We start from the raw sequence: 24933 nt of genomic DNA on the forward strand, positions 1-24933 counted from the left end.
TCTAATATTGTTATTCGTCGCCGCGGGTAATATTGAGCACATTCAGAGTCACATCAATGGAAGATGCAGCTCCGAGCCTGTCGGTAGCAATGACCTTAAACGTGGATTCGCCTACCTGTCGTTCGGTTGGCGTCCAGGTAAATTCCCCGGTTTTCTCGTTAATGGTAGCACCATCCGGCATATCAACACCGATGTATCTGACCAGTGAATTTTGCGGGTTTTCAGGATCAGTAGCATTAAACTGTAGCGTGTATTCTTCATTAACCGCTATAGAAGTAGAGCGAACCGGACTGAACCGGGGAGGAGCATTAAAAGAGCGCACATCTACAACAAAGCGAGTGCTGTCGGATTGCCCTTCGGAATTAGTGGCTACAATGCTGAACCAGAAATTTCCAACCTGGTTGATGGTCGGCTGCCAGAAAAAGCCCTGCTTTCGAATTTTGGCATTCTGTGCATTAGATCGATATGAAAACTCAACCTGATCTGTCGGATAATTCCCTTCCATTTCAAAAGCTAAAATAAGCGGATTTGGATAGGTTATTATCTGTTTGGGAATTGGTTTTATGCTGAATTCACCGGAAGCGGAGGTGTTGGATTCGGATGATTGCTCGCGCATCATAATTTCAGAGATATTGTCATTTTCTGAAATCCAAATTCGGTTGGCGCTGTTGGCGAGGTAATTTCCTGCACGGGTATCATCCTTCCATATGCCGAGAAGACCGGATTCATCGGTTGTCCAAACACGGCCGGATACCGTTCTCACAAAAAGCCGTCCATTCCAGCTGGAAATGTGATCAACGGACTCGTTGGTAACGCCAATTTTTTTCCCGATTCCGGTGGATCTTATCTCAAAAATCTCTCCGGTAGCAGTGCTTCCCCAAACCTGTTCCTGATCTACAAAGATGTGCTCCAAAGGCCTGCGTAACGAAATATTGGCTGAGTTTTGCAGGGTGCTATCCTGTTGATTGAAAACGAGGAGGGAAGGAGCATCGGTAAGTACAAAAAGCTGATTGCTTAGGTTGGATGAGCTTAAATCCATAACGCTTGCTCCGTTCATGAAACTCCCGGCCACAATCTCGGGATCAGAGTCCACTGTTTCCGGGGATTCCAGAGAAACACGGCCCAAACCTTCTTCTCCCAATGCTATATATAAACTGTTTTTTAAACGGGCGGCAGCTTTGGGCTGAGCGGGCAAGATGGTGGATGAATAAACCCCTAATACCGAGGTAGGTTCAAGAACGGTGAGTCTTCTCGAATCTCCGAACAGGTAAGCAAAACGGATGTCGGCCATAATGATATTTCCGCGACGCTGCATACCGGAAGAAGTATAAAGCCATTGCAGCGAATCAGGGTAGGCTCTGAATACAGCCATGCCTTCACTTTCGGATAGCACATACAAATGAGAAGGAGAAGCTTCCATCGTCTTTACATCCGGGATTTCCATCATCCGGGCATAATTCTGCACCAGTTTTTGCTGCCCCATAGCCTGCGAAATACAGATGAACACAAGTGTAAGTATCAGGGTAATCCTTGAAATAAGTTTCATATCACTATAACCAGTTATGCATTTTGTACCAGTGGATGGTTCGGGAGATTCCCTCAGCCAGCGAAACATCAGGAGTATAGTCTAAATCTTTGTGAGCTTTATCGGAGGTGCAGGTCCATTCCAATATCAGCTCATTTGCTTTCTCCTTGTTAATAACGGGATATTTTCCAATTAATGATGCCACGTTTTCTATTACACCTGCCGCTTTTTTAACCAATCCGGGTTTAATTTTGACCGGGATCGCTTTTTTGCCCATTACTTTGGAGGTGACAGCACGAATCTCGTTCCAGGAATGGGTGCCTTCCCCGGAAATAAAATAAGTATGGACGCCTGTATCTTTTTTATGAGCAGCCTGCATAATCCCGTTCACTAAATCACTAACATACACCATCGAAAGGCGGGGATTGTTCCCATCGCCTACAATCGGGCAAATACCTTTTGAGAACGCCTGGAAGAAAGAGAAAATCTGGTCTTCACGGGGTCCATATACTGCAGGCGGGCGGATGATTTTTATACTGTCCTTCCCACTCACCGCTTTATGAATACGGGCCTCCATCTCTTTCTTTGACTCCCCATACATACTCACAGGGTTCATAGGTTCCCCTTCTGTTTTGGGTGAACCGTTACTGGGACCGGCGGCAGCTAATGAGGATAAAATCATCATGTTCCTGACACCTTTTTTTTGAGCCAGGCGGACAAGATCCTCTGTGGCATCAACATTGGCGTGGGTAAATTCTTTTTTGGTGGGAGCTTTTACAATGGCTGCAATGTGAAATAATACATCAGCACCCTCAAGTCCTTTTGATAAGGCATTTAAATTTTGAAGGTCTCCCGGCACTTTTTTGAAATCAAGGCCACTCAGCCATTTCTCATCACTTCTTACCAGGCAGCGTACTTCATCGTAGTCGTCAGATTTGATTAGAGCTTCAACTAAATGGCTTCCTATAAAACCTGTTCCTCCGGTTACAAAGGCTTTCATTTATTTCCTTATATTTGGCGAATCGTTTGGAATAAAAAAGAGTTTACAGCGAGGATCATCGCAGAGCAAATAAGATACAAATCTACCCTCTGCTTTTAAATTTTTATGAAAGAATTACGAGTCGCCCTTTTTACAGGCAACTACAATCACATTAAAGACGGTGTTTCACTTACCCTGAATCGGTTGGTGAAGTTTTTGGAAGAGCAGGGGATACCGGTTTTGGTTTTCGGGCCAACGGTTAAGGAGCCTGCGCTTAATCACAACGGACGACTGGTTTCGGTGCCATCCATCCGTATGCCGGTTTCCGGGCGGGGAGAGTACCGGGTACCGATTGGGATCTCGGAAGAGGCAAAAAGGGAATTAGATGAATTTAATCCCACCCTGGTTCACATCGCAACGCCCGATCGTGCCGGATACAAGGCCTTACTTTGGGCACAGAAAAACAATGTGCAGGTAGTGGGTTCCTATCACACTCACTTCACCAGCTACTTTAAATACTATGGCCTTACGCCTATAGAATTTCTGGCGTGGAGGTATTTGAGCTGGTTCTATAATTCCTGCACACACGTGTATGTGCCTTCACAATCGATGATTGATGAATTGAAAAATCATGGTTTCGAGGATGGGATGAAAATCTGGGCCCGTGGGGTAAATACAAAACTATACTCTCCTGAAAAACGGGATATGGAATGGCGCAGAGCAGCAGGGTTTGAAGACGATGATATTGTTGTCACGTTTGTATCGCGCCTGGTGTGGGAAAAAGAGCTGGATACATTCCGGCACAGTGTACAGCAAGTGGCCTCAAAAAATCCAAAAGTAAAACCTCTTGTGGTTGGCGACGGACCTGCAATGGCCGAACTGCAGAAATTAATGCCGGAAGCCCATTACACCGGTTTTCTGGAAGGTGAAAACCTGGCAAGAGCTTATGCCAGCAGTGATGTTTTTCTATTTCCCTCCCATACCGAAACCTTCGGAAATGTTACACTGGAAGCCATGAGCAGTGGTTTGCCCTGCCTGGTTGCAGATGCCACCGGAAGTAAATCATTAGTAGAACACGGGGTAAACGGTGGCTTAGCTGAGCCGGAGAATAAAGTGGATTTCGTGAAAAAATTATCCATCATTGTTTCGGATCAAAGCCTTCGCGACAAAATGCGAAAAGCCTCCCGGGAAAAAGCACTCGAATATGAGTGGGATGAAATTAATGGTCAGCTGGTCCAAAATTATAAAGAAGCTTTAAAACTCCCGGTTCCGCAAACCTATTTATAAAGAAATTTAGTCCATGAAAATCATAGACGTCGCAGAGTTTTATACAGATCAGGGTGGAGGGGTGAAAACCTACATCAATCAGAAGCTGCAAGCCGGAAAAAAGCATGGCCATGATATTGTAATTGTAGCTCCCGGCGAAGACTGGGGTGAAGAAGAGCGCTATGGCGGGAGGGTGATTTGGGTGAAAGGCCCGCGACTGCCGGTAGATTGGCGCTACTACATTCTATGGAGAGAAAAAGCCGTGCATGAAATTCTGGATCGTGAAAAGCCCGATGTAGTTGAAGGTTCTTCGCCGTGGACCGGTGGCTGGTTTGCCGGGCGCTGGAAAGGTGATGCTGTGAAGACCTTCATTTTTCATCAGGATCCGGTTGCGGCTTACCCTCATACTATATTTGGGAATATACTTGGTTTTGACCGTGTTGATAAGCTCTTCGGATTCTACTGGAAATACCTGCAAAGGCTTAGTAGTAATTTTGATGCCACCATTGTAAGTGGAGAATGGCTGGGCGAGCGGATTGACAATTATGGAGTGAACAACCCCATTCCGGTTCCATTTGGAATAGATAAAGACTTCTTCTCACCAAGCCGAAGAGATCCCGAGCTTCGGAAAAAACTGTTATCCGATTTCGGGTTACCGGAAACCGCAAAGTTGATGATTGCCATCAGTCGCCACCATCCTGAAAAAAGACTGGGTTCTCTTATCGGCGGGTTTCATGCAGCTGCTGAAGAAGAGCCCATGGCCCTGATTGTTTTCGGGGATGGCCCCATCCGTAAGTATGTGGACTTTAAAGCGAACCAAAGCCCGCACGTTAAGCTGATGGGTTTTACCGAAAACCGGGATGAGCTGGCGAACATCCTTGCTTCGTGCGATTACTTTGTGCACGGTTCTTCAGCAGAAACCTATGGTATTGTGGTAGCCGAGGCGGTATGCAGTGGCTTGCCGGTGGTTGTTCCCCAAAGAGGGGGAGCCGGTGATATTGCCAATCCCGATATTGCTGAAACCTTTACAGCCGGAGATTCTTCATCCCTTAAAAAAGCCCTGCTGGATATTATCTCCAGAGATCGGGACGAGCTGGTTGCTGCATGTAAACTGGCGGCAAGTGAAGACATAGGAACGATGGATGACCACTTTAAACTTCTGTTTAAGAAATATGAACAATTGGTAGAACAGAAAAATACGGTTCTGTAAACGCTGAAAGTGGAATTTTTGAATTCTGTGAATTTTGATGTTATTTACACTGTTTAGAATTCAGTAGCAGACCGATATATTTCTTATCTTCAGCACGAAATTAAACTTATTTTACAGCGACCAGTTCTTAACCACGAGTTAGCGAAAATTTGATAGAAATTTAATACTGGCTATATTTCGCTGTTTATTTAGAATCTTTGTTAAGGAATTACCGAATGGCCGACCAAAAATCCAGCGCCACAAAATCAGACATTTTTTCGAAGGCTTTTAATTTCACAAAAGCGGATGAAGTCAAAGAAATGGGGCTGTATCCGTACTTTAAACCTCTCGAAGCAACGGACGGTACAATTGTTGAAATCGAAGGTAAAAAAGTAATTATGGCCGGGTCTAATAATTATTTGGGCCTCACCAACGATCAGCGCACGATTAAAGCAGCTCAGGATGCCCTCAAAAAATATGGTACAGGATGTACCGGCTCTCGCTATCTAAACGGTACACTCGACAGTCACCTCGAACTGGAGGATAAGCTAGCCAAGTTTATGGGCAAAGAAGGGTGTGTGCTTTTCAGTACCGGTTATCAAACCAATGAAGGCGCTATACAGACCATTGCCGATCGTAACGATATTATTTTCTCAGATAAAGACAACCACGCCTGTATTGTAGTGGGTACTCTTGTTTCGAACGCTAAGACCATGCGTTATAAGCATAATGACATGGATCAGCTACGAAAACTCCTTGAAAGAGCCGATCCTGACGCCGGAAAAATCATTGTAACTGATGGGGTATTTTCAATGTCAGGAACACTGGCTAAAGTACCCGAACTGGTTAAGTTGGCCAAGGAATTTAATGCCCGATTATATCTTGATGATGCTCATGCTGTTGGAGTAGTTGGAGACGGTGGAAGAGGATCAGCATCTGTATTTGGATTGACCGATGAAGTCGACTTGATTAGCGGAACATTCTCAAAATCATTTGCGTCCCTTGGAGGGTTTTTAGTAGGGGATCGTCCTGTAATTGAATACATACGTCATAAATCACCGGCGCATATATTTAGTGCATCCATGCCACCCGCTAATGTGGCAACGGTACTTAAAGTTCTGGAGATTCTTCAGGAAGAAACCTGGAGATTGGACCGTCTCGAAGAAATTGCCAATTACATGCGTAAAGAACTGCGAGGCTTAGGATTTAATGTATGGAGCAGTCAGAGTCCAATCATCCCTGTTGTAATTGGGGAAATGATGGACTGTTTCAAATTCTGGAAAGATCTGTTTGAGGAAGGCGTTTATACGAATGCGGTTGTTCCACCGGCTGTGCCACAAGGGCAGTCGCTGCTGCGAACAAGTTATATGGCAAGTCATACAGACGAACATCTCGATCAAATTCTGGAGGCATTTCGTAAAGTAGGCTTAAAACACGGCGTGATTGACAGAAATGGCCATTCAGCAACCGAATAAACCCTTAATCTTACCAAGGCTGCATGAATAGTTCCGGGGTAACCTTTGTTTCGACTAAAGAGGAAAAGAAACGGTTCACGAACTTCATATACCCTTTTTATGAAGGTGAAGAGCACTGGGTTCCCCCATTGCGTATGGATCAGAAAAAACTGATTGATACCAATAAAAATCCCTTTTTTAACAATGCTGAAATAGCTTTGTTCCTTGCTGAGAAAGATGGCAAAGACGTAGGCCGGATTGCAGCTATTATTGACCATCGTTTCAATGAATTTCACGGTACAAAAACCGGTCATTTCGGCTTCTTTGAAAGCATAAACGATCAGCACACTACAAACTTACTTTTTCGGGTAGCTGAAGACTGGCTTCGAGATAAAGGGATGAATAAAGTGGTGGGACCAGCCAGCCCGAGTATGATGGATACGATTGGCGTATTGATAGACGGTTTTGATAAAGATCCGTACATCATGATGCCTTATAACTTTTCCTATTATGATGAGCTGATTAAGAACGCCGGATTCCAAAAAGAGATGGACATGTATGCCTACATCGTGGATACGGAAACCGTGGCGGTAGAACGGATGAACAGGGCAATGGAAATTGTTAAAAAAAGGCTTCCCGATATCGAAATTCGTCCTGTGAATCTGAAGAAAATGGATTCTGAGATTAAGATTGTCCGTGAGATCTTCAACAAGGCCTGGAAAGATAACTGGGGTTTCATCCCACTAACAGAAGAAGAATTTCAGGCGGCGGGCAAAGACCTGAAAATGATTGTGGATACCGATTACGCTCACATTGCTGAGATCAAAGGTGAACCGGTAGCTTTCTCCATCGGACTTCCCAATATCAACGAGATTCTCAAAGACATGAATGGAAAGCTCTTTCCATTTGGGTTTATCAAGCTGCTGTGGGGCAAAAGCAGGGTGCAAGGACTCCGGACGGCATTAATGGGAGTTTTACCGGAATGGCAGGGCAAAGGTATCGATGCTCTTCTTCATCAGCGTTCGATCCAAAACGGGCTGGAAACCGAAGGTAAAACCATCTCTGAACTAAGCTGGATTCTGGAATCTAACCCGGAGATGATTCGCGTTGCAGAACGCATCGGCGGTACGTTGGATAAAACCTACCGGATGTATGCTAAAGAGTTGTAGCACTTCTTCATTACTTCTTAAGGCATCCCTTCTTTTTAACATCCAATTCACAACATCTACATAGTTTTTCCTTATCTTCTTAAGGCTATAAAGAAATTTTTATTTGCCCCGAACGCTTAGCGTTTTTGAATCATTTTGGGGCGTGAATTCTCAACCTTTAAAGAAGAAAGCAGAAGAATGAGTGAATATCGTATCGAGAAAGATTCAATGGGTGAAGTGAAAGTTCCAAAAGACGCTTTATATGGAGCACAAACCCAGCGTGCCCACGATAATTTTCCTATCAGCGGAATTAAATTCAGCCGTGAGTTTATTGAAGCTCTCGGGTATGTGAAGAAGTCGGCTGCGGCTGTAAATGCGGAACTGGGCCTTTTGGATAATGGAGTTGCCAAAGCAATTCAGGCTGCTTCCCAGGAAGTCATTGACGGACTGCACGACAAAGAATTTGTGATCGATATTTTTCAAACCGGCTCGGGTACTTCCACCAATATGAACTCGAATGAGGTGATTGCCCGGCGCGCCAATGAGCTGAAGAAAAACCTGGATGTGGATATTCATCCAAATGACCATATCAATTATGGTCAAAGCTCAAATGATGTAATTCCAACCACCATTCGTGTGGCCGCCGTTAAAGCGGTGAACAACAACCTGATCCCGGCACTTGAGCATCTCCACAAAACCTTTATCGAAAAAGGGAAAGAATATGCAGATGTAGTTAAAACCGGAAGAACTCACCTCATGGATGCCATGCCGGTAACCATCGAGCAGGAGTTTAGTGGCTATGCCCGACAGGTTGAGCTGGGGATTAAGCGGGTTGAATCGGCCCTGGAAAGAGTAAGCGAACTTCCGCAGGGAGGAACTGCTGTTGGAACAGGAATCAATACCCACAAAGACTTTGGGAAGAAATTCGCAGCTAAAATTTCAGAGCTGACCGGAGAGAAGTTTACCGAAGCAGAAAATCATTTTGAAGCTCAGGCAACGGTAGATGCACCTGTTGAGCTAAGCGGTCAACTAAAAACCATTGCCGTTAGCTTGATGAAAATCGGCAACGACCTGCGATGGATGAATTCTGGCCCGAACAGTGGAATCGGAGAAGTTGAGCTGGAGGCCCTTCAGCCGGGATCTTCTATTATGCCCGGAAAAGTGAATCCGGTTATTGAAGAATCTCTGACGATGGTTTGCGCTCAGGTAATTGGTAACGATGCCACGGTAACCGTAGGCGGACAGGCCGGAAACTTTGAACTAAATGTGATGCTGCCTGTAGTGGCGCATAACCTGTTGCAGTCGATAGAAATCCTTGCAAATGCGGCCCGGAATCTGGCTGACCGTTCGGTTTCAAAACTATCGGTACGTAAAGAGAATATTGCCTCGATGGTTGAGAAAAACCCAATCCTGGTTACAGCACTTAATCCAATTATTGGGTACGACAAAGCGGCCAAGATTGCTAAGAAAGCATTTGCTGAAGGCCGGGCACTCAAAGAAGTTGCCAAAGAGATGACCGACCTGTCGGATGAGGAACTGGAGAAAGCTCTTGATCCTATAAAAATGACGAAAGGCGGGTTCACGGAGTGATAGGTTTTTACGATAACCCTTCCAAGGTTATTACTATTATTTCTAATTATGGCAAAGTACTTTAACCTTGGAAGGGTTAGTTCAGTGTTTGTCGTTTGAACCCAGAATTCATTACAAATCAATAGAAAAAGAACGATAAGAGCGCTGGAGGCTGTTTCATAAAAAAGCGCTTTTCCGTATTATATCGCCCCTTTTGGAAGGGTGTTTTCCTAAATATTCAGAACTAAAATTGTATAATGGCTCAAGTAAAAGAAAAGACGACGAAGAATAAGTTTACCGCTGCTCAGAAAAAGGAAATCTTAGCCGATTTCAAGCTGGGTTGGGTAAGCCGGCATATGTCGTTAATCGGTAGAAAAGAAGTGCTCACCGGAAAAGCCAAGTTCGGGATATTTGGAGACGGTAAGGAAATCCCGCAGATCGCGATGGCCAAAGTATTTAAGAATGGAGACTTCCGGTCAGGCTACTATCGCGACCAAACCTTTATGCTTGCAATCGGAGAGGTAACCCCTCAGCAACTTTTTGCGCAACTATACGCTCACGCTGATGTGGAAGCAGATCCGAATTCTGCCGGACGGCAAATGAACTCACACTTTGCCACCCGCCTGCTGGATAAAGAAGGCAACTGGAAAGATCAAACCAAGTCAAAGAACACAGCATCCGATATTTCACCTACTGCAGGACAAATGGCCCGCTTACTGGGACTTGCCCAGGCTTCCAAAGTGTACCGCAACGAGAAAGCGCTAAAGGGCAAAGAGTGGAAGAAGTTTTCCAATAAAGGAAATGAAGTTGCATTTGGAACCATCGGGGATGCCAGTACTTCGGAAGGGGTATTCTGGGAAACTATTAACGCAGCCGGTGTGCTTCAGGTGCCGATGATTATGTCGGTTTGGGATGATGGATTTGGAATCTCGGTGGCTAAGAAATATCAGACCACAAAAGAGAATATTTCGGAAGTGCTGAAAGGATTTCAGCGCACAAAAGATGAGGACGGTTACGAAATTCTGAGGGTGAAAGCCTGGGACTACCAGGCACTGATTGAAACCTATCAGAAAGCAGAAGAGATTGCCCGGAAGGAGCATGTGCCGGTATTGATTCACGTGCAGGAAGTTACCCAGCCACAAGGGCACTCCACTTCCGGTTCGCATGAAAGATATAAGTCGGAAGAGCGACTGCAGTGGGAAGAAGAATATTGCTGCTTGGAAAAGCTGCGCCAGTGGATTTTAGATAATGGCATTGCCAAATCCGAGAAACTGGATGAGCTGGAAGATGAAGCTCAGGATGAGGTAAATGAAGCTAAAAATGCGGCATGGAAAGCCTTTTTTGAACCCATCAAACAGGAAAAGTCAACGGCTATAGAGTTGATTGACAACCTGAAAGAGGAATCAGGTGTAGAAAAGGTAGGTGAGTTTTCCAAGAAACTGAAGAACTACCCGAATGCCATTCGCAAGGATATTTTGTCAGCAGCCCGTAAATCGCTGGCGGTTACGGCCGGAAACAATTCATCTGCCCGTGAAAAGCTGGCTGAGTGGGTTAAAGAATACCGGGAAGTAAACCGGGATCGCTACAATTCTCATTTATACAGCCAAACACCAAATTCTCCGTTAAAGGTAGAAGAGATTAAGCCGGAATATCCTGAAGAGCCCAAACGAGTGGATGGCCGGATGGTTATACGTGAAAATTTTGACACCATTTTTGACAAATACCCAAATACGCTGGTATTTGGTGAGGATTCCGGAAAGCTTGGTGACGTTAATAAAGGCCTTGAAGGCATGCAGGATAAATACGGGGAAATCCGTGTGAGTGATACCGGTATCCGGGAAGCAACCATTTTAGGGCAAGGCATCGGGATGTCGATTCGCGGACTCCGCCCGATTGCTGAAATACAGTACCTGGATTACCTGTTGTACTGTTTCCAGGGAATTTCGGATGATTTGGCTACCCTTCGCTACCGAACAAAGGGCGGGCAGGCTGCTCCGTTGATTGTACGAACCCGCGGTCACCGTCTGGAAGGAATCTGGCACTCCGGTTCCCCAATGGGGATGATTACAAGCGGCGCTCGGGGTGTTCATTTATGTGTTCCCAGAAACCTGACTGAAGCGGCCGGATTCTACAATACCTTACTTCAGGGAGACGACCCTGCTATCATCGTTGAGCCTCTGAATGGCTATCGCCTCAAAGAAAATATGCCGACTAACTTAGGTGAATTTACCACACCGTTAGGCAAGCCGGAAATTATTAATGAGGGATCCGATATGACGGTTGTTTCCTATGGATCAACCTTCAACATTGTGGAAAGCATTATTCCACAGCTTGATGATGCCGGTATTTCCATCGAGCTGATTGACGTAAGAACCCTGATGCCTTTCGACCTGGATCATGTGATTGGAAAATCACTCAGCAAGACCAACCGACTGTTGATTGTGGATGAAGATGTTCCCGGTGGAGCTTCTGCCTACATCCTGCACAAAGTATTGGAAGAGCAGGGCGGCTACTTTCAGCTCGACTCAGAGCCTAAGTGCCTGACGGCCCACGATCATCGTCCGGCCTATGCTTCCGATGGTGATTATTTCAGCAAGCCCAACGCCGAGGATATCTTCGAGACCATTTACGAGATCATGCACAAAGCAGATACCGAGCGTTATCCGGCGATATATTGATCGCAGATTTACCGGATTTTCAGATTTCACAGATTCTTAATCAATAGCTAAGGCTATATCTGTGAAATCTGAAAATCCTTAACATCTGTGCTCAAATAAGCCCCCGCGCCTTCAACTCTAAATACTTATTAATGGCATTCACCGAAAGCTCTTTCGGAGGGGTTAAAATAGTTTGAATACCTCGTTGGTTCAGGGCCTTTACAATCTGTTTTTTCTCAAAGGAGAATTTCTCTGCAATCGTCTTTGTGTAAATCTGCCCGATAGTTTTAGATTCTTCATACAGCAGTTTGGTCATTTCGGTATTTTCAAAAAAGATGGTAACCAGCAAATGGTCTTTGGCAATTCGCTGCAGGTAGGGAAGCTGCCGCTCCATCGAAGAAAAGGTCTCAAAATTGGTATAAAGTAAAACAAGACTTCGCTGATTTACATGCTTTCTCAGGGAAACAACCAGCCGCTCATAATCGGATTCCATAAAGTTGGTATTCAGGTTATATAAAGCTTCCTGAATGCGCTGAATATGCGTTCGCTTTTTCTCCGGTTTTACGACTATGGAATCATCATTGGAAAAAGTAACCAAGCCGGCTTTGTCATCTTTAATGAGCGCGATATTTGAAATCACCAGGCTGGTATTGATGGCGTAATCGAGCAGGTGCAGGCCGTCGAAAGGCATCTTCATAACGCGGCCCATATCAATTACATTAATCACGTTCTGGGATCGCTCATCCTGGTACTGGTTTACCATCAGGTCGTTTGCACGGGCCGTAGCTTTCCAGTTAATGGAACGGACGTCATCGCCCCGCACATATTCCTTGATTTGGTCGAATTCCATGGTGTGGCCGACTCTGCGGATCTTCTTGATGCCAATGTCTGTCAATCGGTTTGAAATGGCGTACATCTCAAATTTACGCATCTGAATAAAGGAGGGATAAACAGGAACCGTTTGCGAGGCAGCAATACTGACTTTCCTCCGCACAAACCCAATTCTCGAATTTATAAATAAATTGATATCCCCAAAGTCGTACTCCCCTCGTTCGGTCGGGCGCAGCTCGTAAGTAAATTCTTTTTCCATTCCCGATGGAAGGGAGGTGGAAATGCTGAAGTCCCTGATTTGAAACTGATGGGGAATTTCATCAATGATTTCTGCCTGGGCTGTAAAGTTAAGCTGGTTGGTTAATTGCAGCCGAATCGTGTTTTCATCTCCATTGGAAAGTCGTTGTGGGACTATCCTGTTTCCGGCAGCCGGCTCTTTTTTGCTAAACAAGAGGAGCAAATCAATGCCAAAAATCACTATAAACCCAAAGAAAAGAATTTCGGCAAAAGCACCGACAGGGGGCACAAAGTAGCCTACCAGAAAAGTCAGAGCCACCCCGGCCAGTACCTGGAAAAACAGGTTGCTGAGATGCAGTTGCTTTAAAAAGTTTAGTGGATTCATGTGTTGTTAGTAAGTCTTTCTATAACTTGCCTTCTGAAAAAGCGTCTTCCTCTCCATAGGAGAGGAAACAAAGGAGAGGGTCAATGTTTGAGTCAACTTAATTACCTATTCAAACATTGACCCGCCCCTAAATCCCCTCCCCGGAGGGGACTTTAGTAAAATTACCTCGGCACCTCCACCTTCTCCAGAATAATTTGTATTACCTGATCGGGTTTCATTCCCTCCATTTCTTTTTCCGGGGTTAGGGTAATTCGGTGGCGGAGAACAGGGTTTATTACCTCTTTCACATCTTCAGGAGTAATAAAGTCGCGCCCGTTCATAGCAGCCCAAGCTTGTGCGGCTTTCATTACAAACACCGAGGCACGTGGCGAAGCACCGATTGAGACCGAACTACTGTTTCTTGTATTCTGAATAATTTGGGCAATGTACTTCATCAGCTCAGGCTCCACATGAACCGATGCCGCTACATTTCGTTGTTTGGCAATTTCTTCGGCGGAAATCACTTTATCCAGTGAGCTGATATCCAGCTTGTTTTTGCGGGAATAACTGCCGGATAAAATCTCCACTTCTTCTTCTAATGAAGGATAGGGGACATCAATCCGGAACAGAAAACGGTCGAGCTGAGCTTCCGGCAACCGGTAGGTTCCCTCATGTTCAATGGGGTTTTGTGTGGCAATTACCATAAATGGAGGCTCCATGAAATAGGTTTTACCATCCACGGTAATCTGCCGTTCTTCCATCACTTCAAATAAAGCCGCCTGTGTTTTCGCCGGCGATCGGTTGATCTCATCGATAAGCACGAGATTTGAAAAAACCGGTCCTTCCTTAAACTCAAAGTCTGTGGTTTTTGGGTTGAATACCGATGTTCCGATTACATCAGCCGGCATCAGGTCGGGGGTGAACTGAATACGGGAAAAGTCAGCACTGATGGTTTGGGCCAGCAGCTTGGTGGTCAGGGTTTTGGCCACACCGGGAACGCCTTCAATTAAAACGTGTCCGTCGGCGAGGAGGGCCGCAATCAACAAATCGACCATACGATGCTGACCTACAATGATTTTACCTATTTCCTCCCGGATACTTTTCACCAGTTTTTCCACTCCTGATAAATCAGTGCGGCTTTCAAATGGTGCTTTTTCTTCGGTTGATTGTTCGTTGTGAGTGTCTTTCTCTTCAGTGCTCATCGTTGACTCTGGTTATAGAATTGGTCAATTCGTTCGGTTAACAGTTTTAATTCTTTTTGGGTGAGGTCATCCTGACCGGAGATCTTGTCAATCAGATCAAAAAGGCCTTGTATTACGATCTCTTCAATGCCGGATCGAAGGGCGATGTCACGCTTTAGTTCATCATCAATTTCGGAAGTATCCAGCCCGAGGTTGGATCGAATATAATCAAAGAAAAACCGGATTTTCTTATCAGCAATCAGCTTGTGATCTCCTTTTTCGAGATAAAGACTTCCGATTGTTCGGGCAAATTCGATACTGGAATTTTTTGGTGGTTCGATCGTCGGTATAATTCGTTGCTTCCGCTTAGCCCTGAACACCATAAACAGCAATACGCCGCTCAAACTAATAAACCATGCCCAGCTTAGATGTTCTTCTGAAACAACGTAGCGTACCACGCTTCCGCCGGCAAGGCGGACATCCTTATAATACTCATCCCAAATGGTTTCCCGTTCCGGAAGGTAGGAAAGGGCCTTTAAGGCATAATCGGCTCCGGATTCATCCCGCACAAAATAATTGGTGAACAAGGTAGGGTTGGAATGAAGAAACAGCTCTCCTTCTCCAAACTGGATACGTATGAAATTTGGATTTCCTTCGTCATTAACTCCCAGTGAAGAAACTTTCAGCGTGGAATCTACCTTAAAGAAATAGGTTTCTGTGGTGCTTCGGTAGTAGGGGAAACCGGATTCCTCTTTGAGCCGGGGATTGGTGAAATTGACGCGGGCGGTATCTTCATCCAAAATAGAACCACCCGTCAATAACGGGTTATTCAGGTACGTGCCAATACCGAGGCTGTCTTTAAAAGCCTGTTCGAAAGTGCGTGCAGCAATAAATACGCTGGCTCCCTGTTCAACCTGTGATAACAATATGTCTGTTTCCCACCGGTCGATACCAAAGCTCTTATTGATGAAGATCCAGTTCTTTTGGGGGTTTGTGGTGTCGGCGTATTCAAAAATGGGTGATTGATTCAGGCTGATTTCATCATCCGGAAAAGCAGCCGGAAGTAAGGCATGCATCAGGTAACCGCCATAGGGAATTTTGTCTTCCGAGGAATAGCTTTCGGTCCAGTTCAGGGGTTTTGGTTGAAGAATCTGGGCCAGGACGTAGATAAATATCAGGCCGCCCAAGATGAAGTAATATGTGCGCTCTTTCTTAAACACTATGCGTGAGCCTGATTTTTAAATTGTTGGTAAACGCTCTCTACCGTTTCATATCCGGCTTGTTCAATATTGAAATCGCCGTATTCCACATATTCGTAATAGGTGGTAAGTTTATTGAAGTAGTTGCCGGCGGGGTGACTACCTAATTCCCGCAGGTAATCGTGGTTGGTTTTATCCGGTTTCCAGCTGATCAATTCATTTTCATTCAGCTGCTGAAGTGCTTTCAGGTATAAAATCCGAACGGCATCGCGGTAACGGCTTTCTGCGAGAGCAGCCTGTAGCATTTCCTCATAATTTGTTTTGGAGAGCTCTGACTCGCGAATGTTCATTGCCAGAGATTGCCCCGTTTTTTTTCTGGAGAAGGAGGAAGTAAGATTCCCACCCAGCATATGGTTTATCAGGGCAAAAAGGATGGCTCCGAAGATGGCGAAAAAGATAACCCGAACGGTGATAGACGCCCAAGGGCTGCTGAAAATCCATTGAAGTAATTGAATAAACCACCGTTGTATCCGGCTCCATAACGTCTCAGGATTTTCAGCCTCTTCGTTATAAGCAAAGACGTCTTCGTTTGTTAAACTGTCTAAGGTTGACGGTTCAACGGTTCGCACATACACTTTGCTGCTGTCCGGTTCGAAGTGTTGAACCGTAGAAGAATCCTGAGCTGTTGCTGCAGCCGGAATCAGGAACAGAAATATAAACAGCAGTCTTCGGATCAACCCAACTCCTCAATTTGCGCGCGTAATCCTTTTCCTTCTTTTCGCTCAATGAGGTTGAAATACTGCAGGGCCATCGCAATCAGCATGAGTACCGAAAACAGGGAGGCTACAACTATAAGCAGTCCGTAAAAAAGGCCCATTCCGGTTCCGATCATTGCCGAGTTATCGGCTCCAGAAGCTGCCAGAAACCCAAACAATATCGACATTGGGATAATGAGGACATAGGACATGAAAGACGTGATGATGTTCATCACCAGGTAAGTGGCAAAAGTGAACCACCAGTGGCCTTGTACTAAATCCCACGAACGGCTGATTGACTCAAAAGGGTTCCGCTGTTCGATTACAGCCACGGCCGGTGCCACAAAAAGTTTGATCCCGATATAAATGCCCGGAATGATGAAGAACATAAATCCAAAAAACACAATGATTATAATCAGGATGTAGAGGCCCAGAAGCGTAAAAAAGTTCCGGCCAAAATTGTTGAAAATATCTTCAAACCGAACATCATTTGTGTCCTGTGCAAGATTTATATGCGTTAAAGAAACCGTGAGTAACGCACCGGATGAAAAGGCAAGAAGAAGCATTCCAATCAGGAAATCTCCGCTAAAGAGGGCATCAGCTGAGGCATCGGGATTGTCCATAATAGCGGTGAAGAAGCTGGAATATCCGCTTCCCACCAATAAACCGGAAATGATGTAGAAAGGCAGAACCAGTAGTCCCAGCGCCTTACCCAGGCTTTTGTAATGCACCCGGATGTAGGTAAAAGAATCGGTTAAGATACCCCCGAGGTCGCGATATTTTTGAAGTTTGAAGTCGCTCATTGTTCCTTTTTTAGAGTGATGGGTAAATAAACAAAGTACCACAGAATGAATGCTAATGAACTCAAAATTATGAATAAGCTCAACCAGATAGGCATTTCAGTGTAGCGGGTTACAAACGATTCCAGCAATCCGGCAGCCACAAATACAGGGACTAGGCCAATAATCATTTTCAGCCCCTCACGTCCGGCTTTTATAAAGGAATGTTTACGGGAACGGGTACCGGGGAAAAGAAAGCCATTGCCGACCACGAAACCAGCTGCACCTGCAATTACAATAGCTGAAAGTTCCAGAGTTCCATGGATGAAAATGACCCGAAGAGCTTCGGCCACCAACCCGTATTTGGCAAAAAAGTGGATAAAAGCGCCTACCATCACTCCATTATTGAGCAGCACCATTCCAACTCCCAGCGAGGTAAGTAAACCACTTGCAAAGGCATAAAAAGAAACGCGGACATTGTTTACAGTGATGGCAAAAAACATATTCATTTCTTCAGCTTCTTTATAAACGGCCAGCGGGTCTCCGCGATCAATGTTGCTGATGGTCATATTCACGTAGGCATCCCCCATAATGTAGCGAACGAACGAAGGATCATTCATTGAGGATAAAACACCGATGCCAATAGCTACTGTAAATACGATAAAGCTGTAGAGTAATTCTTTCTGTTTGGTCGCAAAAAGCCCGGGCAGTTCCTGCGTCCAAAATGTAATCAGGCGGTTGGTCTCTTCTTTTTTGGAGCGATAGATTTCATCATGTACGGCCACCGAAAGCTGGTTCAGGTATTCTTCGGTTTTACTGCCGGGGTAATTTGCCTGTGCATAAGCCAGGTCGGCACTGAGCTCGATATAGAGATCGGCGAGTTTGTCGGGGTCATCCTGAGATTTATCCTTAAGCAGGCTTTCAAACTCCTTCCATTTGTCTGCATTCTTCCGTAAAAAGGCAACTTCTCTCATTCAGTAAATTCACTTTCGTTTTAACATACATGAGCCTAACTTGGCGCTCGTTTGTGTGCAAGAAGATAACAAATCAAAACCAATACGAAACCACAGAAATCCCAATAAACCAGCATTATGGTAGGTATTGAAACCTCGCAACACGTTAAACTCAGTTATGAGCCGGCCGGAGTGGGAGAGCGCATCCTGGCCTTTTTCCTGGACGCCTTTTTTATCGGGATCTACTACCTGGTGGTAATTTGGATCTGGGGGTATGTGAATGATATCGGTCCCTCCTCAACCGGAAGCTTTGAGGATTCCGTTTGGGTGCTTTACATCGTACTCGTTCTTCCGCTGATGCTCTATCACCTGGTATCAGAAGTGGTTTCCAATGGCTACAGTCTGGGAAAAAAGATTGTGGGAATCCGGGTGGTTAAAATTGACGGTACGCGTGCCAATCTTGGGGGGTATCTGGTTCGTTGGATGTTCAGGCTTGTGGAAATCTCAATGACAAGTGGCGTTCTGGCTTTTGTGGCTATTTTGCTGAATGGGAAGGGGCAACGCATCGGGGATATCTTAGGTAAGACCTGTGTGATCAAAGAACGAAAAAAAGTGAATCTCGATAACACGCTGTATTCTAAAGTGGCGGATGCTTATGAGCCCCGGTTTAAACAGGTTGCCGAACTCACCGATAACGATATTCGCATCATCCGGGAAGTGCTCGACTCCCGTTCTCATTACGACTATGACAACTGGTTCCTTATGCTCCAAAAAACCCGCAAGAAAATTGAAGACCGTTTAGGGATAGAAGATCATGGACTGAGCGGGGATGAATTTCTGCAGACTGTGATTAAAGATTACAACGCTATTCACGGAAAGGGGTGATGGAATACGGATGAAAGGAATGGAACACAGATGAGGGGATTGAGCTGATGATCGCGGAATGAGGGGGGTGTTTTCTGTTATACTTCAACCAGCGACCATCCATTACATCGGTGTTATCCGTGTTCCATGCTATGTTGGAGCAGGATAGAACACGGATGAGAGGATCGAGCAGATAATCGCGGAATGAAGGGGTGTTTTCTGTATTCTTCAAACAGTGATCATTCGTACAATCAGTATTATCAGTGTTCCATTATATGATTATAAAAGGTTAGAATTAGGATGTTGTGGGTTGGAAAAACAGGTAACCCATTTTGATATATGCCGTATATTCTTCGCTGATTAATCATTACCGTAAAAACTATTTATGCGCCATCTTTTTATCCACGCTCAATTCGGGATACTGCTTTTCAGTTTAATTCTGACAACCGGTGCTTCTGCTCAAACACCTGATACTCTGTTCTTCTCGATAGATATGACCGGACCTCTTTCTGAAGACTGGTTCGAGCCGGTTTCCGAAAAGGTTGGAATTCGTGGAGACCAGCCTCCGCTGAGCTGGGGAACAACCTATCTGGCAGCCGATCCTAACAAAGATGGCATTTATAATATCGCCGTGCCCTTTAAACTAAATACTGATAGTCTGTTGGTTTCCTTCAAAATAAAAGTGGATGGAGTGGAGAACCCGGATGATGGATGGCAGGCCGGGCGTAATCATGAAGTCACCATATATAAAGGCATGGAAAACAGCGTGGCGTTAGCATGGGGAGACCGGCCACCCGAAGCGCCGGTAACCATAACGGGACAGGTTGAGATTATCAGAGACTTTGAGAGTGAAAATCTGCTGCCCAGGGATTTATACATTTACCTTCCTCCGAACTATAAGGAAAGTGACCAGCGCTACCCGGTGCTATATATGCATGACGGTCAGGCTCTGTTTGATGCTTCTGAAATAGGGCAGGAATGGAAAGTAGATGAAGCTGCTGAAGAGCTAATTAGATCCGGTGAAATTGAGCCGGTAATTATTGTGGGGATTGGAAATACGCAAAACCGCATTGATGAATACACCCCCAGCAAGCAAATCTGGAGACATGAATTGGAGCAAGTTTCATCCGTAGAAGCATCTTCATTTCCTGATGCCTATACCGGAGATTTTAAAACAACAGAAGGAGACACCATCCGGTTCAAAACGAAAGCAGACACACTCTATGCAATGATTCCGGGTGGGGATTCCTGGCAGTCTCTGATTCCCAAAACTGAACATAGCTTTTACCTTCCTCAGGCTGGGATCACCTTTAGTTTTGAAGCATCAGAAGGAAAGGTTAATAAACTGATTGCAAGCAAGCTGTCAATGGGTGGTAAAGGGGATGTATATGGAGAGTTTATACTGAATAAAGTGAAGCCATTTGTTGATGAGAATTTCCGGACAAAACCCGGGAAAGAGTTCACAGCTCTGGGCGGTTCTTCACTGGGCGGGTTGATTACGCTATACCTTGGACTTGAATACCCGGATGTTTTCAGCAAGCTGTTGGTGGTTTCTCCTTCCGTTTGGTGGGATGGAAGAATGATCATCGATGAAGTAAATGAATTAAAGGGCTCAACCGATCAACATATTTGGCTGGATATGGGAACGGCTGAGGGTGAGGGTGCCGTAGATAACGCTAGAGCTTTACATCAGGCGCTAATAGATAAAGGTTGGTCAGCTCGAAATCTGCAATTTATTATTGAGGAAGGAGCTGCTCATAATGAACGGGCTTGGGCCAAACGGGTTCCTGAGATGCTCCGGTTTTTATATGCTGCAGAAAATTAATTGTAATTCAATTTCAGACAAAAAACCGATCTATAAATACAGCAATCCAAACAAGGGGCAGATACGCGATGGAGGCAAACATCATCTTTTTGGCATTTGCCTTGGTTCGATCCATTCCAAACTTGATGGTGTAGAAAAGAAATCCAATTGCGAATATGAGTCCGCCCACCAGAAAAATCATCCCGGAAATATTAAACTGATAAAGAGCGAACGTAACCGGGAAGAGGGAAAGGGTGCAAATCAATGACCAGAATACGGTTTTGTAGCCTTTTTCATCTTTGCGGGGCAACATCTTTAATCCGGCGCTGGAGTAATCGTCTTTGCACAACCAGGCAATGGACAGCACGTGGGGTATCTGCCAGAAGAACATAATACCAAACAGTAGCCACATGCCCGGCTCGGCAATATTACCGGTTGCTGCAGCCCATCCGCCAACGGGAGGCAGGGCCCCGGGGATTGCTCCGATGGCAATATTAATCGGAGAAACTTTTTTCATTGGGGTGTAAACGCCAAGGTAAATCAGTGCGGTTGCAAAGGATACGGCTCCGGCCACCGGGTTAACTAAAAGAATAAGGTAAAGCAGTCCGGAGAAAATCAAAGTCAGGGAAAAGATCATACCGCTTTTAGAGTCAATACGGCGATCGGGTAGCGGACGTTTAGAAGTCCGCTTCATCAGGCCGTCGGAAGCACGCTCAATAAATTGATTATGAGCCCCGGTACCTGCAGCAATCAGATAGGTACCGACCAAAGCGTGAATGAGCGTCACAAAATTGATGTTAGCTCCACTGCCAAGGATAAAACCAACCAGCATACTCACCAATACCGACATAGTGATGCCCGGCTTGGTTAGTTGGTAGTAATCGGTAATAACATCCGTAAAAGATCTCTTGATGAGAATGTTATCTTCGGCTGAATTCATGTAAATTTGATAGGTCGAAATAAATACGTTTACAGACACCAAATTTAAATATTATTCCTCATACTTCACAGTATTTCAGCTATGAAATTGAACGCTTTTCAGAAAACAGCAATAACAACCGTTGCCGCTACTTTATTCTTAATTTTAGTGGGTGGACTTGTGCGAGCTACCGGGGCAGGACTTGGTTGTCCCGACTGGCCTAAATGCTTTGGTATGTGGATACCTCCCACAAGTTTAGCCGACCTTCCGGCGGGTTTTGACGAATCCCAATTTAATGTGTGGAAGACCTGGATTGAGTATGTGAACCGGTTAGTGGGAGTTGTAATTGGCTTGCTGATTACGGCTACCTTTTTACTCTCCATCAGGTACAGAAAGGAAAAGCCAACAGTTTTTTACAGTTCCATTGCCGCTTTTGTGCTCGTTTTATTCCAGGGATGGCTTGGTGGAGTAGTGGTTAGAACCGGACTTCATGAAGGCTTGATAACCGCGCATATGCTGGTAGCTATGGTAATTGTGACGGTGCTCCTTTATGCAACCTTTGAGGCAACCAGCGACCTGTTTAAAATCAGGATTGAGGAAGGCTTCCGAAAAAAATTACTTTGGACAGTGTGGGTATTATTCGGGCTTACCATGATCCAGCTCGTACTGGGAACACAGGTTCGTGAGGCCATCGATGTAATAAAAAATGCACCGGTTGTTTCTCCCCGCGGAACCTGGCTTGAAAACATGGAAGGCGTATTCCCCATTCACCGAAGTTTCTCTTGGTTATTGGTAGCGGCAGCTGGGTGGCTGTTTTACCTGATGAAGAAATACAATGCGGAAGGGTGGGTTAAAAAGCTGGGTGACCTGAATGTTGTGTTGGTATTTCTTCAGGTATTAATTGGTATAGGTCTCAACTATCTGGCAATGCCCAGAGTGCTGCAGGTTCTGCACTTAGTAGGCGTAGCCGTGATGGTATGTACTCAGTTTCTGATGATTTTGGTACTTAGAAGAGGGGAAGTTGTGATCAGTGATCAATGACCAGTGACCAGTGACCAGTGACCAACGATTAACGAAATGGGACTTGGAATTTGGAATTTGAGACTTGAAATTTAACCCTTATTACAATCTCTCCAGTAAGTCATTCAAAAAAACCTTGATCTCATTCAGGTCTTTACGGGCTTCGGCACTGAGGGGAGGAGCGTTTTTGATTTCGCCTTCACGTAAAATTTCCTGCACACCTTCTGAACTGTACTTTTTATCATGTAGTAGTTCTTTGATCTTGAAGATGAGGGCAAGTTCCTGCTCTTTATACACTCTGTTACCGGCGCTGTTTTTCTTGGGGCTCAGCTCCGTGTAGGTCTTCTCCCAGTTTCGTAATACGTGGGGCTCAAGTCCGGTTAGCTTACTGACTTCACCCATCGAGTAATACAATTTTTTCATAGCAGACAGAAAGTGTATTTTAGAACGTTTTTAATGGCGTGAAAGTAAACCATTTCTGAACATATATAAAAGAATACATTTTGGAAGATACACCTTCAGAAAAAAATATCGACATCAGTATCGTGGTTCCCGTTTATAATGAAGAGGAATCATTACCCGAGCTGGAAAAGGCAATTAGCAAGGCATTATCGGCTGATTACAGCTATGAAATTATTTTTGTTGATGACGGCTCATCGGATAAATCTTGGCAGCAGGTTCTTTCAATGGGGGGCGAGAAAGATTTTATTCATGGAATCGCACTAAGTCATAATTACGGTAAGAGCGTAGCCCTGCAGGCCGGCTTTGAGAAAGCACAGGGAAAGTATGTTGTAACCATGGATGCTGATCTCCAGGATGATCCCAATGAAGTGCCCGAGATGGTACAAATGCTAAAAGACGGATATGATTTGGTGAGCGGCTGGAAAAAAGAACGCCACGATCCAATTTCAAAAACCATCCCGTCCAAATTCTTCAATTTCGTTACCCGAAAAGTTGCCGGGATTGAATTGCATGATTTTAATTGCGGCCTCAAAGCGTACAGAGCAGAAGTGGTTAAGAATATCTATCTGTACGGAGAACTGCACAGGTATATTCCCATGCTGGCAAAGCGAGAAGGATACACCCGGATTACTGAGAAAGTGGTTACGCATCATCCCCGTAAGTATGGAAAAACTAAATTTGGGCTGTCCAGGTTTATGAATGGATTTCTTGACCTGATTACGATTACTTTTGTGCAGCGGTACTTGCAAAAGCCCATGCATTTTTTTGGTACAGTAGGGGTGTTGTTACTCTTAGCCGGTGGAGGTATCAACCTGTACATGGCACTGCTAAAGTTTGTTTACAGGCAGGGTATTGGTGACCGCCCGCTCTTATTTCTAGGTATTTTGCTGATGGTAGTAGGCGTGCAGTTTTTCTCAACCGGATTATTGGGCGAAATGATCAACAAAAACAATGTGAAGGATCAAAAACCGAGGGTCAGAGAAATTATTTAACCGGTATAATTATCAGATTGTGGAAGCGTTTATATTGTGTCGTTCAACTTTAATCAACACACTTATGAAGCTAAAAAGTAATCTGCTTTTCGTTTCAACATTCCTGTTCATCCTGATGGCAGGCTGTGATGCAAACATCTTTGATTCCAATAAAGATGTACAGATCCGGATCCAAAATTCATCGGAGTACACCCTCGAAAATATCAGGGTTTCATTTCCTGACGAAGAAGTGAGTTATGGAACATTAGACCCGGCTCAGAGCAGCGACTACCGAAAGGTGAATAAAGCCTATCGCTACGCATACATCGAATCAGAAATTGATGGAGAGAAAGCCATATTGCAACCGATCGATTACGTTGGGGAAGATTTTCTTGATGAAGGGAAATACACCTATCAGTTGTTTGTTTATGGTGAGTCCGGGCAAAGTGAACCAATGCGCTTCTATCTTGGTTTAGAGCTGAAGAAAAACTGATATTATCTAAAATAAGAATGTAAAATCAGTTATTTACAGGCAGTTGATGTATTAACTTTTTGTTAAAAGCATCAAAATGTAGAAACTGACACTTGTCAGGTAATATATTTTTCCGTTATTTAGTTTCATCATAAATAAGGAGCGTCTTCATTATTGGGCGTCAACTCATCTGTTGGATTCAGAATAAGGTTTGCTCCTGATTTAGCTAAACTGCAATTTTTTAAAATTAACAGCCAATGGCTACGTCAGTATCGGTTCACTTATATTCATTTTGTCCAAAAAGTCATCAGCTTAAGCTGAAAGGTTCGTGCTAC

The 24933-nt window shown here is 44.8% G+C and carries 22 protein-coding genes; 11 read left to right on the plus strand and 11 right to left on the minus strand.

Annotation, left to right across the window (positions count from 1 at the left end):
• Positions 1–10: 10 nt before the first annotated feature.
• Both JJ941_RS13995 and JJ941_RS14000 read right to left on the minus strand, forming a co-directional pair.
• Positions 11–1546: an Ig domain-containing protein gene (locus JJ941_RS13995; protein ID WP_290966482.1), complete on the minus strand. Its 1536-nt coding sequence runs from the start codon at positions 1544–1546 to the stop codon at positions 11–13.
• A gap of 4 nt (positions 1547–1550) precedes the next feature.
• Positions 1551–2525 (minus strand): NAD-dependent epimerase/dehydratase family protein, encoded by a 975-nt coding sequence (locus JJ941_RS14000; RefSeq protein WP_290966485.1) that lies wholly within the window; start codon positions 2523–2525, stop codon positions 1551–1553.
• Positions 2526–2630: 105 nt separating this feature from the next.
• Between JJ941_RS14000 and JJ941_RS14005 the strand changes: the two genes are divergently transcribed.
• From JJ941_RS14005 to JJ941_RS14030, 6 genes are all read left to right on the plus strand, one after another.
• Positions 2631–3791, plus strand: a complete 1161-nt coding sequence (locus JJ941_RS14005) for a glycosyltransferase family 1 protein (protein WP_290966489.1) — start codon at positions 2631–2633, stop codon at positions 3789–3791.
• Positions 3792–3804: 13 nt separating this feature from the next.
• Positions 3805–4980, plus strand: coding sequence for a glycosyltransferase (locus JJ941_RS14010; protein WP_290966492.1), 1176 nt, complete (start codon positions 3805–3807; stop codon positions 4978–4980).
• A 215-nt stretch (positions 4981–5195) separates the two neighbouring features.
• Positions 5196–6434 (plus strand): aminotransferase class I/II-fold pyridoxal phosphate-dependent enzyme, encoded by a 1239-nt coding sequence (locus JJ941_RS14015; RefSeq protein WP_255135095.1) that lies wholly within the window; start codon positions 5196–5198, stop codon positions 6432–6434.
• A 23-nt stretch (positions 6435–6457) separates the two neighbouring features.
• Positions 6458–7582, plus strand: coding sequence for a hypothetical protein (locus JJ941_RS14020; RefSeq protein WP_290966496.1), 1125 nt, complete (start codon positions 6458–6460; stop codon positions 7580–7582).
• A gap of 177 nt (positions 7583–7759) precedes the next feature.
• Positions 7760–9151, plus strand: a complete 1392-nt coding sequence (locus tag JJ941_RS14025; RefSeq protein WP_290966499.1) for a class II fumarate hydratase — start codon at positions 7760–7762, stop codon at positions 9149–9151.
• A 236-nt stretch (positions 9152–9387) separates the two neighbouring features.
• Complete coding sequence (locus JJ941_RS14030; RefSeq protein WP_290966501.1) at positions 9388–11808, plus strand: alpha-ketoacid dehydrogenase subunit alpha/beta; 2421 nt, start codon at positions 9388–9390, stop codon at positions 11806–11808.
• Positions 11809–11899: 91 nt separating this feature from the next.
• On the opposite strand, the gene JJ941_RS14035 is transcribed toward JJ941_RS14030, so the two are convergent.
• From JJ941_RS14035 to JJ941_RS14060, 6 genes are all read right to left on the minus strand, one after another.
• Positions 11900–13240: a DUF58 domain-containing protein gene (locus JJ941_RS14035; RefSeq protein WP_290966504.1), complete on the minus strand. Its 1341-nt coding sequence runs from the start codon at positions 13238–13240 to the stop codon at positions 11900–11902.
• Positions 13241–13401: 161 nt separating this feature from the next.
• Entirely contained in the window at positions 13402–14421 is a 1020-nt protein-coding gene (locus JJ941_RS14040) for a MoxR family ATPase (RefSeq protein WP_290966505.1), read from the minus strand.
• Positions 14418–15620 carry a DUF4350 domain-containing protein gene (locus JJ941_RS14045; protein WP_290966508.1) on the minus strand — a complete coding sequence of 401 codons (1203 nt, stop codon included), beginning with the start codon at positions 15618–15620 and terminating at the stop codon, positions 14418–14420. The genes JJ941_RS14040 and JJ941_RS14045 overlap by 4 nt, the downstream gene beginning before the upstream one ends.
• Positions 15620–16336 carry a DUF4129 domain-containing protein gene (locus JJ941_RS14050; RefSeq protein WP_290966511.1) on the minus strand — a complete coding sequence of 239 codons (717 nt, stop codon included), beginning with the start codon at positions 16334–16336 and terminating at the stop codon, positions 15620–15622. The genes JJ941_RS14045 and JJ941_RS14050 overlap by 1 nt, the downstream gene beginning before the upstream one ends.
• Entirely contained in the window at positions 16333–17157 is an 825-nt protein-coding gene (locus tag JJ941_RS14055; protein ID WP_290966514.1) for a hypothetical protein, read from the minus strand. Before JJ941_RS14055 ends, JJ941_RS14050 begins: the two co-directional genes overlap by 4 nt.
• Entirely contained in the window at positions 17154–18107 is a 954-nt protein-coding gene (locus JJ941_RS14060) for a stage II sporulation protein M (protein ID WP_290966517.1), read from the minus strand. Before JJ941_RS14060 ends, JJ941_RS14055 begins: the two co-directional genes overlap by 4 nt.
• 117 nt (positions 18108–18224) lie before the next feature.
• On the opposite strand from JJ941_RS14060, the gene JJ941_RS14065 reads away from it, so the two are divergent.
• Positions 18225–18971 (plus strand): RDD family protein, encoded by a 747-nt coding sequence (locus JJ941_RS14065; protein WP_290966519.1) that lies wholly within the window; start codon positions 18225–18227, stop codon positions 18969–18971.
• On the opposite strand, the gene JJ941_RS14070 is transcribed toward JJ941_RS14065, so the two are convergent.
• Entirely contained in the window at positions 18952–19182 is a 231-nt protein-coding gene (locus tag JJ941_RS14070; RefSeq protein ID WP_290966522.1) for a hypothetical protein, read from the minus strand. The two genes, JJ941_RS14065 and JJ941_RS14070, sit on opposite strands and share 20 nt — an antisense overlap.
• A 153-nt stretch (positions 19183–19335) precedes the next feature.
• Here JJ941_RS14070 and JJ941_RS14075 point away from each other — a divergent pair, with 153 nt between their 5' ends.
• Positions 19336–20775 carry an alpha/beta hydrolase-fold protein gene (locus tag JJ941_RS14075; RefSeq protein WP_290966524.1) on the plus strand — a complete coding sequence of 480 codons (1440 nt, stop codon included), beginning with the start codon at positions 19336–19338 and terminating at the stop codon, positions 20773–20775.
• Between the two features lie 13 nt (positions 20776–20788).
• Here JJ941_RS14075 and cyoE read toward each other — a convergent pair whose 3' ends face one another.
• Entirely contained in the window at positions 20789–21694 is a 906-nt protein-coding gene (cyoE, locus tag JJ941_RS14080; protein ID WP_290966526.1) for a heme o synthase, read from the minus strand.
• An 81-nt stretch (positions 21695–21775) separates the two neighbouring features.
• Here cyoE and JJ941_RS14085 point away from each other — a divergent pair, with 81 nt between their 5' ends.
• Complete coding sequence (locus JJ941_RS14085; protein WP_290966529.1) at positions 21776–22714, plus strand: COX15/CtaA family protein; 939 nt, start codon at positions 21776–21778, stop codon at positions 22712–22714.
• 81 nt (positions 22715–22795) lie between these two features.
• Here the strand turns inward: JJ941_RS14085 and JJ941_RS14090 are convergent, their stop codons facing one another.
• Positions 22796–23116 (minus strand): MerR family transcriptional regulator, encoded by a 321-nt coding sequence (locus tag JJ941_RS14090; protein ID WP_290966532.1) that lies wholly within the window; start codon positions 23114–23116, stop codon positions 22796–22798.
• 80 nt (positions 23117–23196) lie between these two features.
• Here JJ941_RS14090 and JJ941_RS14095 point away from each other — a divergent pair, with 80 nt between their 5' ends.
• Entirely contained in the window at positions 23197–24147 is a 951-nt protein-coding gene (locus JJ941_RS14095) for a glycosyltransferase family 2 protein (RefSeq protein ID WP_290966535.1), read from the plus strand.
• A 64-nt stretch (positions 24148–24211) separates the two neighbouring features.
• Positions 24212–24619, plus strand: coding sequence for a hypothetical protein (locus JJ941_RS14100; protein ID WP_290966538.1), 408 nt, complete (start codon positions 24212–24214; stop codon positions 24617–24619).
• Positions 24620–24933: the final 314 nt, after the last annotated feature.

Origin of the sequence: Gracilimonas sp., assembly GCF_017641085.1 — a bacterium.
Classification (GTDB): Bacteria; Bacteroidota; Rhodothermia; order Balneolales; family Balneolaceae; genus Gracilimonas.

Bases quoted from the DNA above. Each gene is read 5' to 3' on its own strand.
- JJ941_RS14040 (WP_290966505.1), bottom strand. From the start codon at position 14,421: ATGAGCACTGAAGAGAAAGACACTCACAACGAACAATCAACCGAAGAA.
- cyoE (WP_290966526.1), bottom strand. From the start codon at position 21,694: ATGAATTCAGCCGAAGATAACATTCTCATCAAGAGATCTTTTACGGAT.
- JJ941_RS14030 (WP_290966501.1), top strand. From the start codon at position 9,388: ATGGCTCAAGTAAAAGAAAAGACGACGAAGAATAAGTTTACCGCTGCT.
- JJ941_RS14000 (WP_290966485.1), bottom strand. From the start codon at position 2,525: ATGAAAGCCTTTGTAACCGGAGGAACAGGTTTTATAGGAAGCCATTTA.
- JJ941_RS13995 (WP_290966482.1), bottom strand. From the start codon at position 1,546: ATGAAACTTATTTCAAGGATTACCCTGATACTTACACTTGTGTTCATC.
- JJ941_RS14035 (WP_290966504.1), bottom strand. From the start codon at position 13,240: ATGAATCCACTAAACTTTTTAAAGCAACTGCATCTCAGCAACCTGTTT.
- JJ941_RS14090 (WP_290966532.1), bottom strand. From the start codon at position 23,116: ATGAAAAAATTGTATTACTCGATGGGTGAAGTCAGTAAGCTAACCGGA.
- JJ941_RS14025 (WP_290966499.1), top strand. From the start codon at position 7,760: ATGAGTGAATATCGTATCGAGAAAGATTCAATGGGTGAAGTGAAAGTT.
- JJ941_RS14020 (WP_290966496.1), top strand. From the start codon at position 6,458: ATGAATAGTTCCGGGGTAACCTTTGTTTCGACTAAAGAGGAAAAGAAA.
- JJ941_RS14085 (WP_290966529.1), top strand. From the start codon at position 21,776: ATGAAATTGAACGCTTTTCAGAAAACAGCAATAACAACCGTTGCCGCT.
- JJ941_RS14010 (WP_290966492.1), top strand. From the start codon at position 3,805: ATGAAAATCATAGACGTCGCAGAGTTTTATACAGATCAGGGTGGAGGG.
- JJ941_RS14075 (WP_290966524.1), top strand. From the start codon at position 19,336: ATGCGCCATCTTTTTATCCACGCTCAATTCGGGATACTGCTTTTCAGT.
- JJ941_RS14060 (WP_290966517.1), bottom strand. From the start codon at position 18,107: ATGAGAGAAGTTGCCTTTTTACGGAAGAATGCAGACAAATGGAAGGAG.
- JJ941_RS14005 (WP_290966489.1), top strand. From the start codon at position 2,631: ATGAAAGAATTACGAGTCGCCCTTTTTACAGGCAACTACAATCACATT.
- JJ941_RS14055 (WP_290966514.1), bottom strand. From the start codon at position 17,157: ATGAGCGACTTCAAACTTCAAAAATATCGCGACCTCGGGGGTATCTTA.
- JJ941_RS14100 (WP_290966538.1), top strand. From the start codon at position 24,212: ATGAAGCTAAAAAGTAATCTGCTTTTCGTTTCAACATTCCTGTTCATC.
- JJ941_RS14065 (WP_290966519.1), top strand. From the start codon at position 18,225: ATGGTAGGTATTGAAACCTCGCAACACGTTAAACTCAGTTATGAGCCG.
- JJ941_RS14015 (WP_255135095.1), top strand. From the start codon at position 5,196: ATGGCCGACCAAAAATCCAGCGCCACAAAATCAGACATTTTTTCGAAG.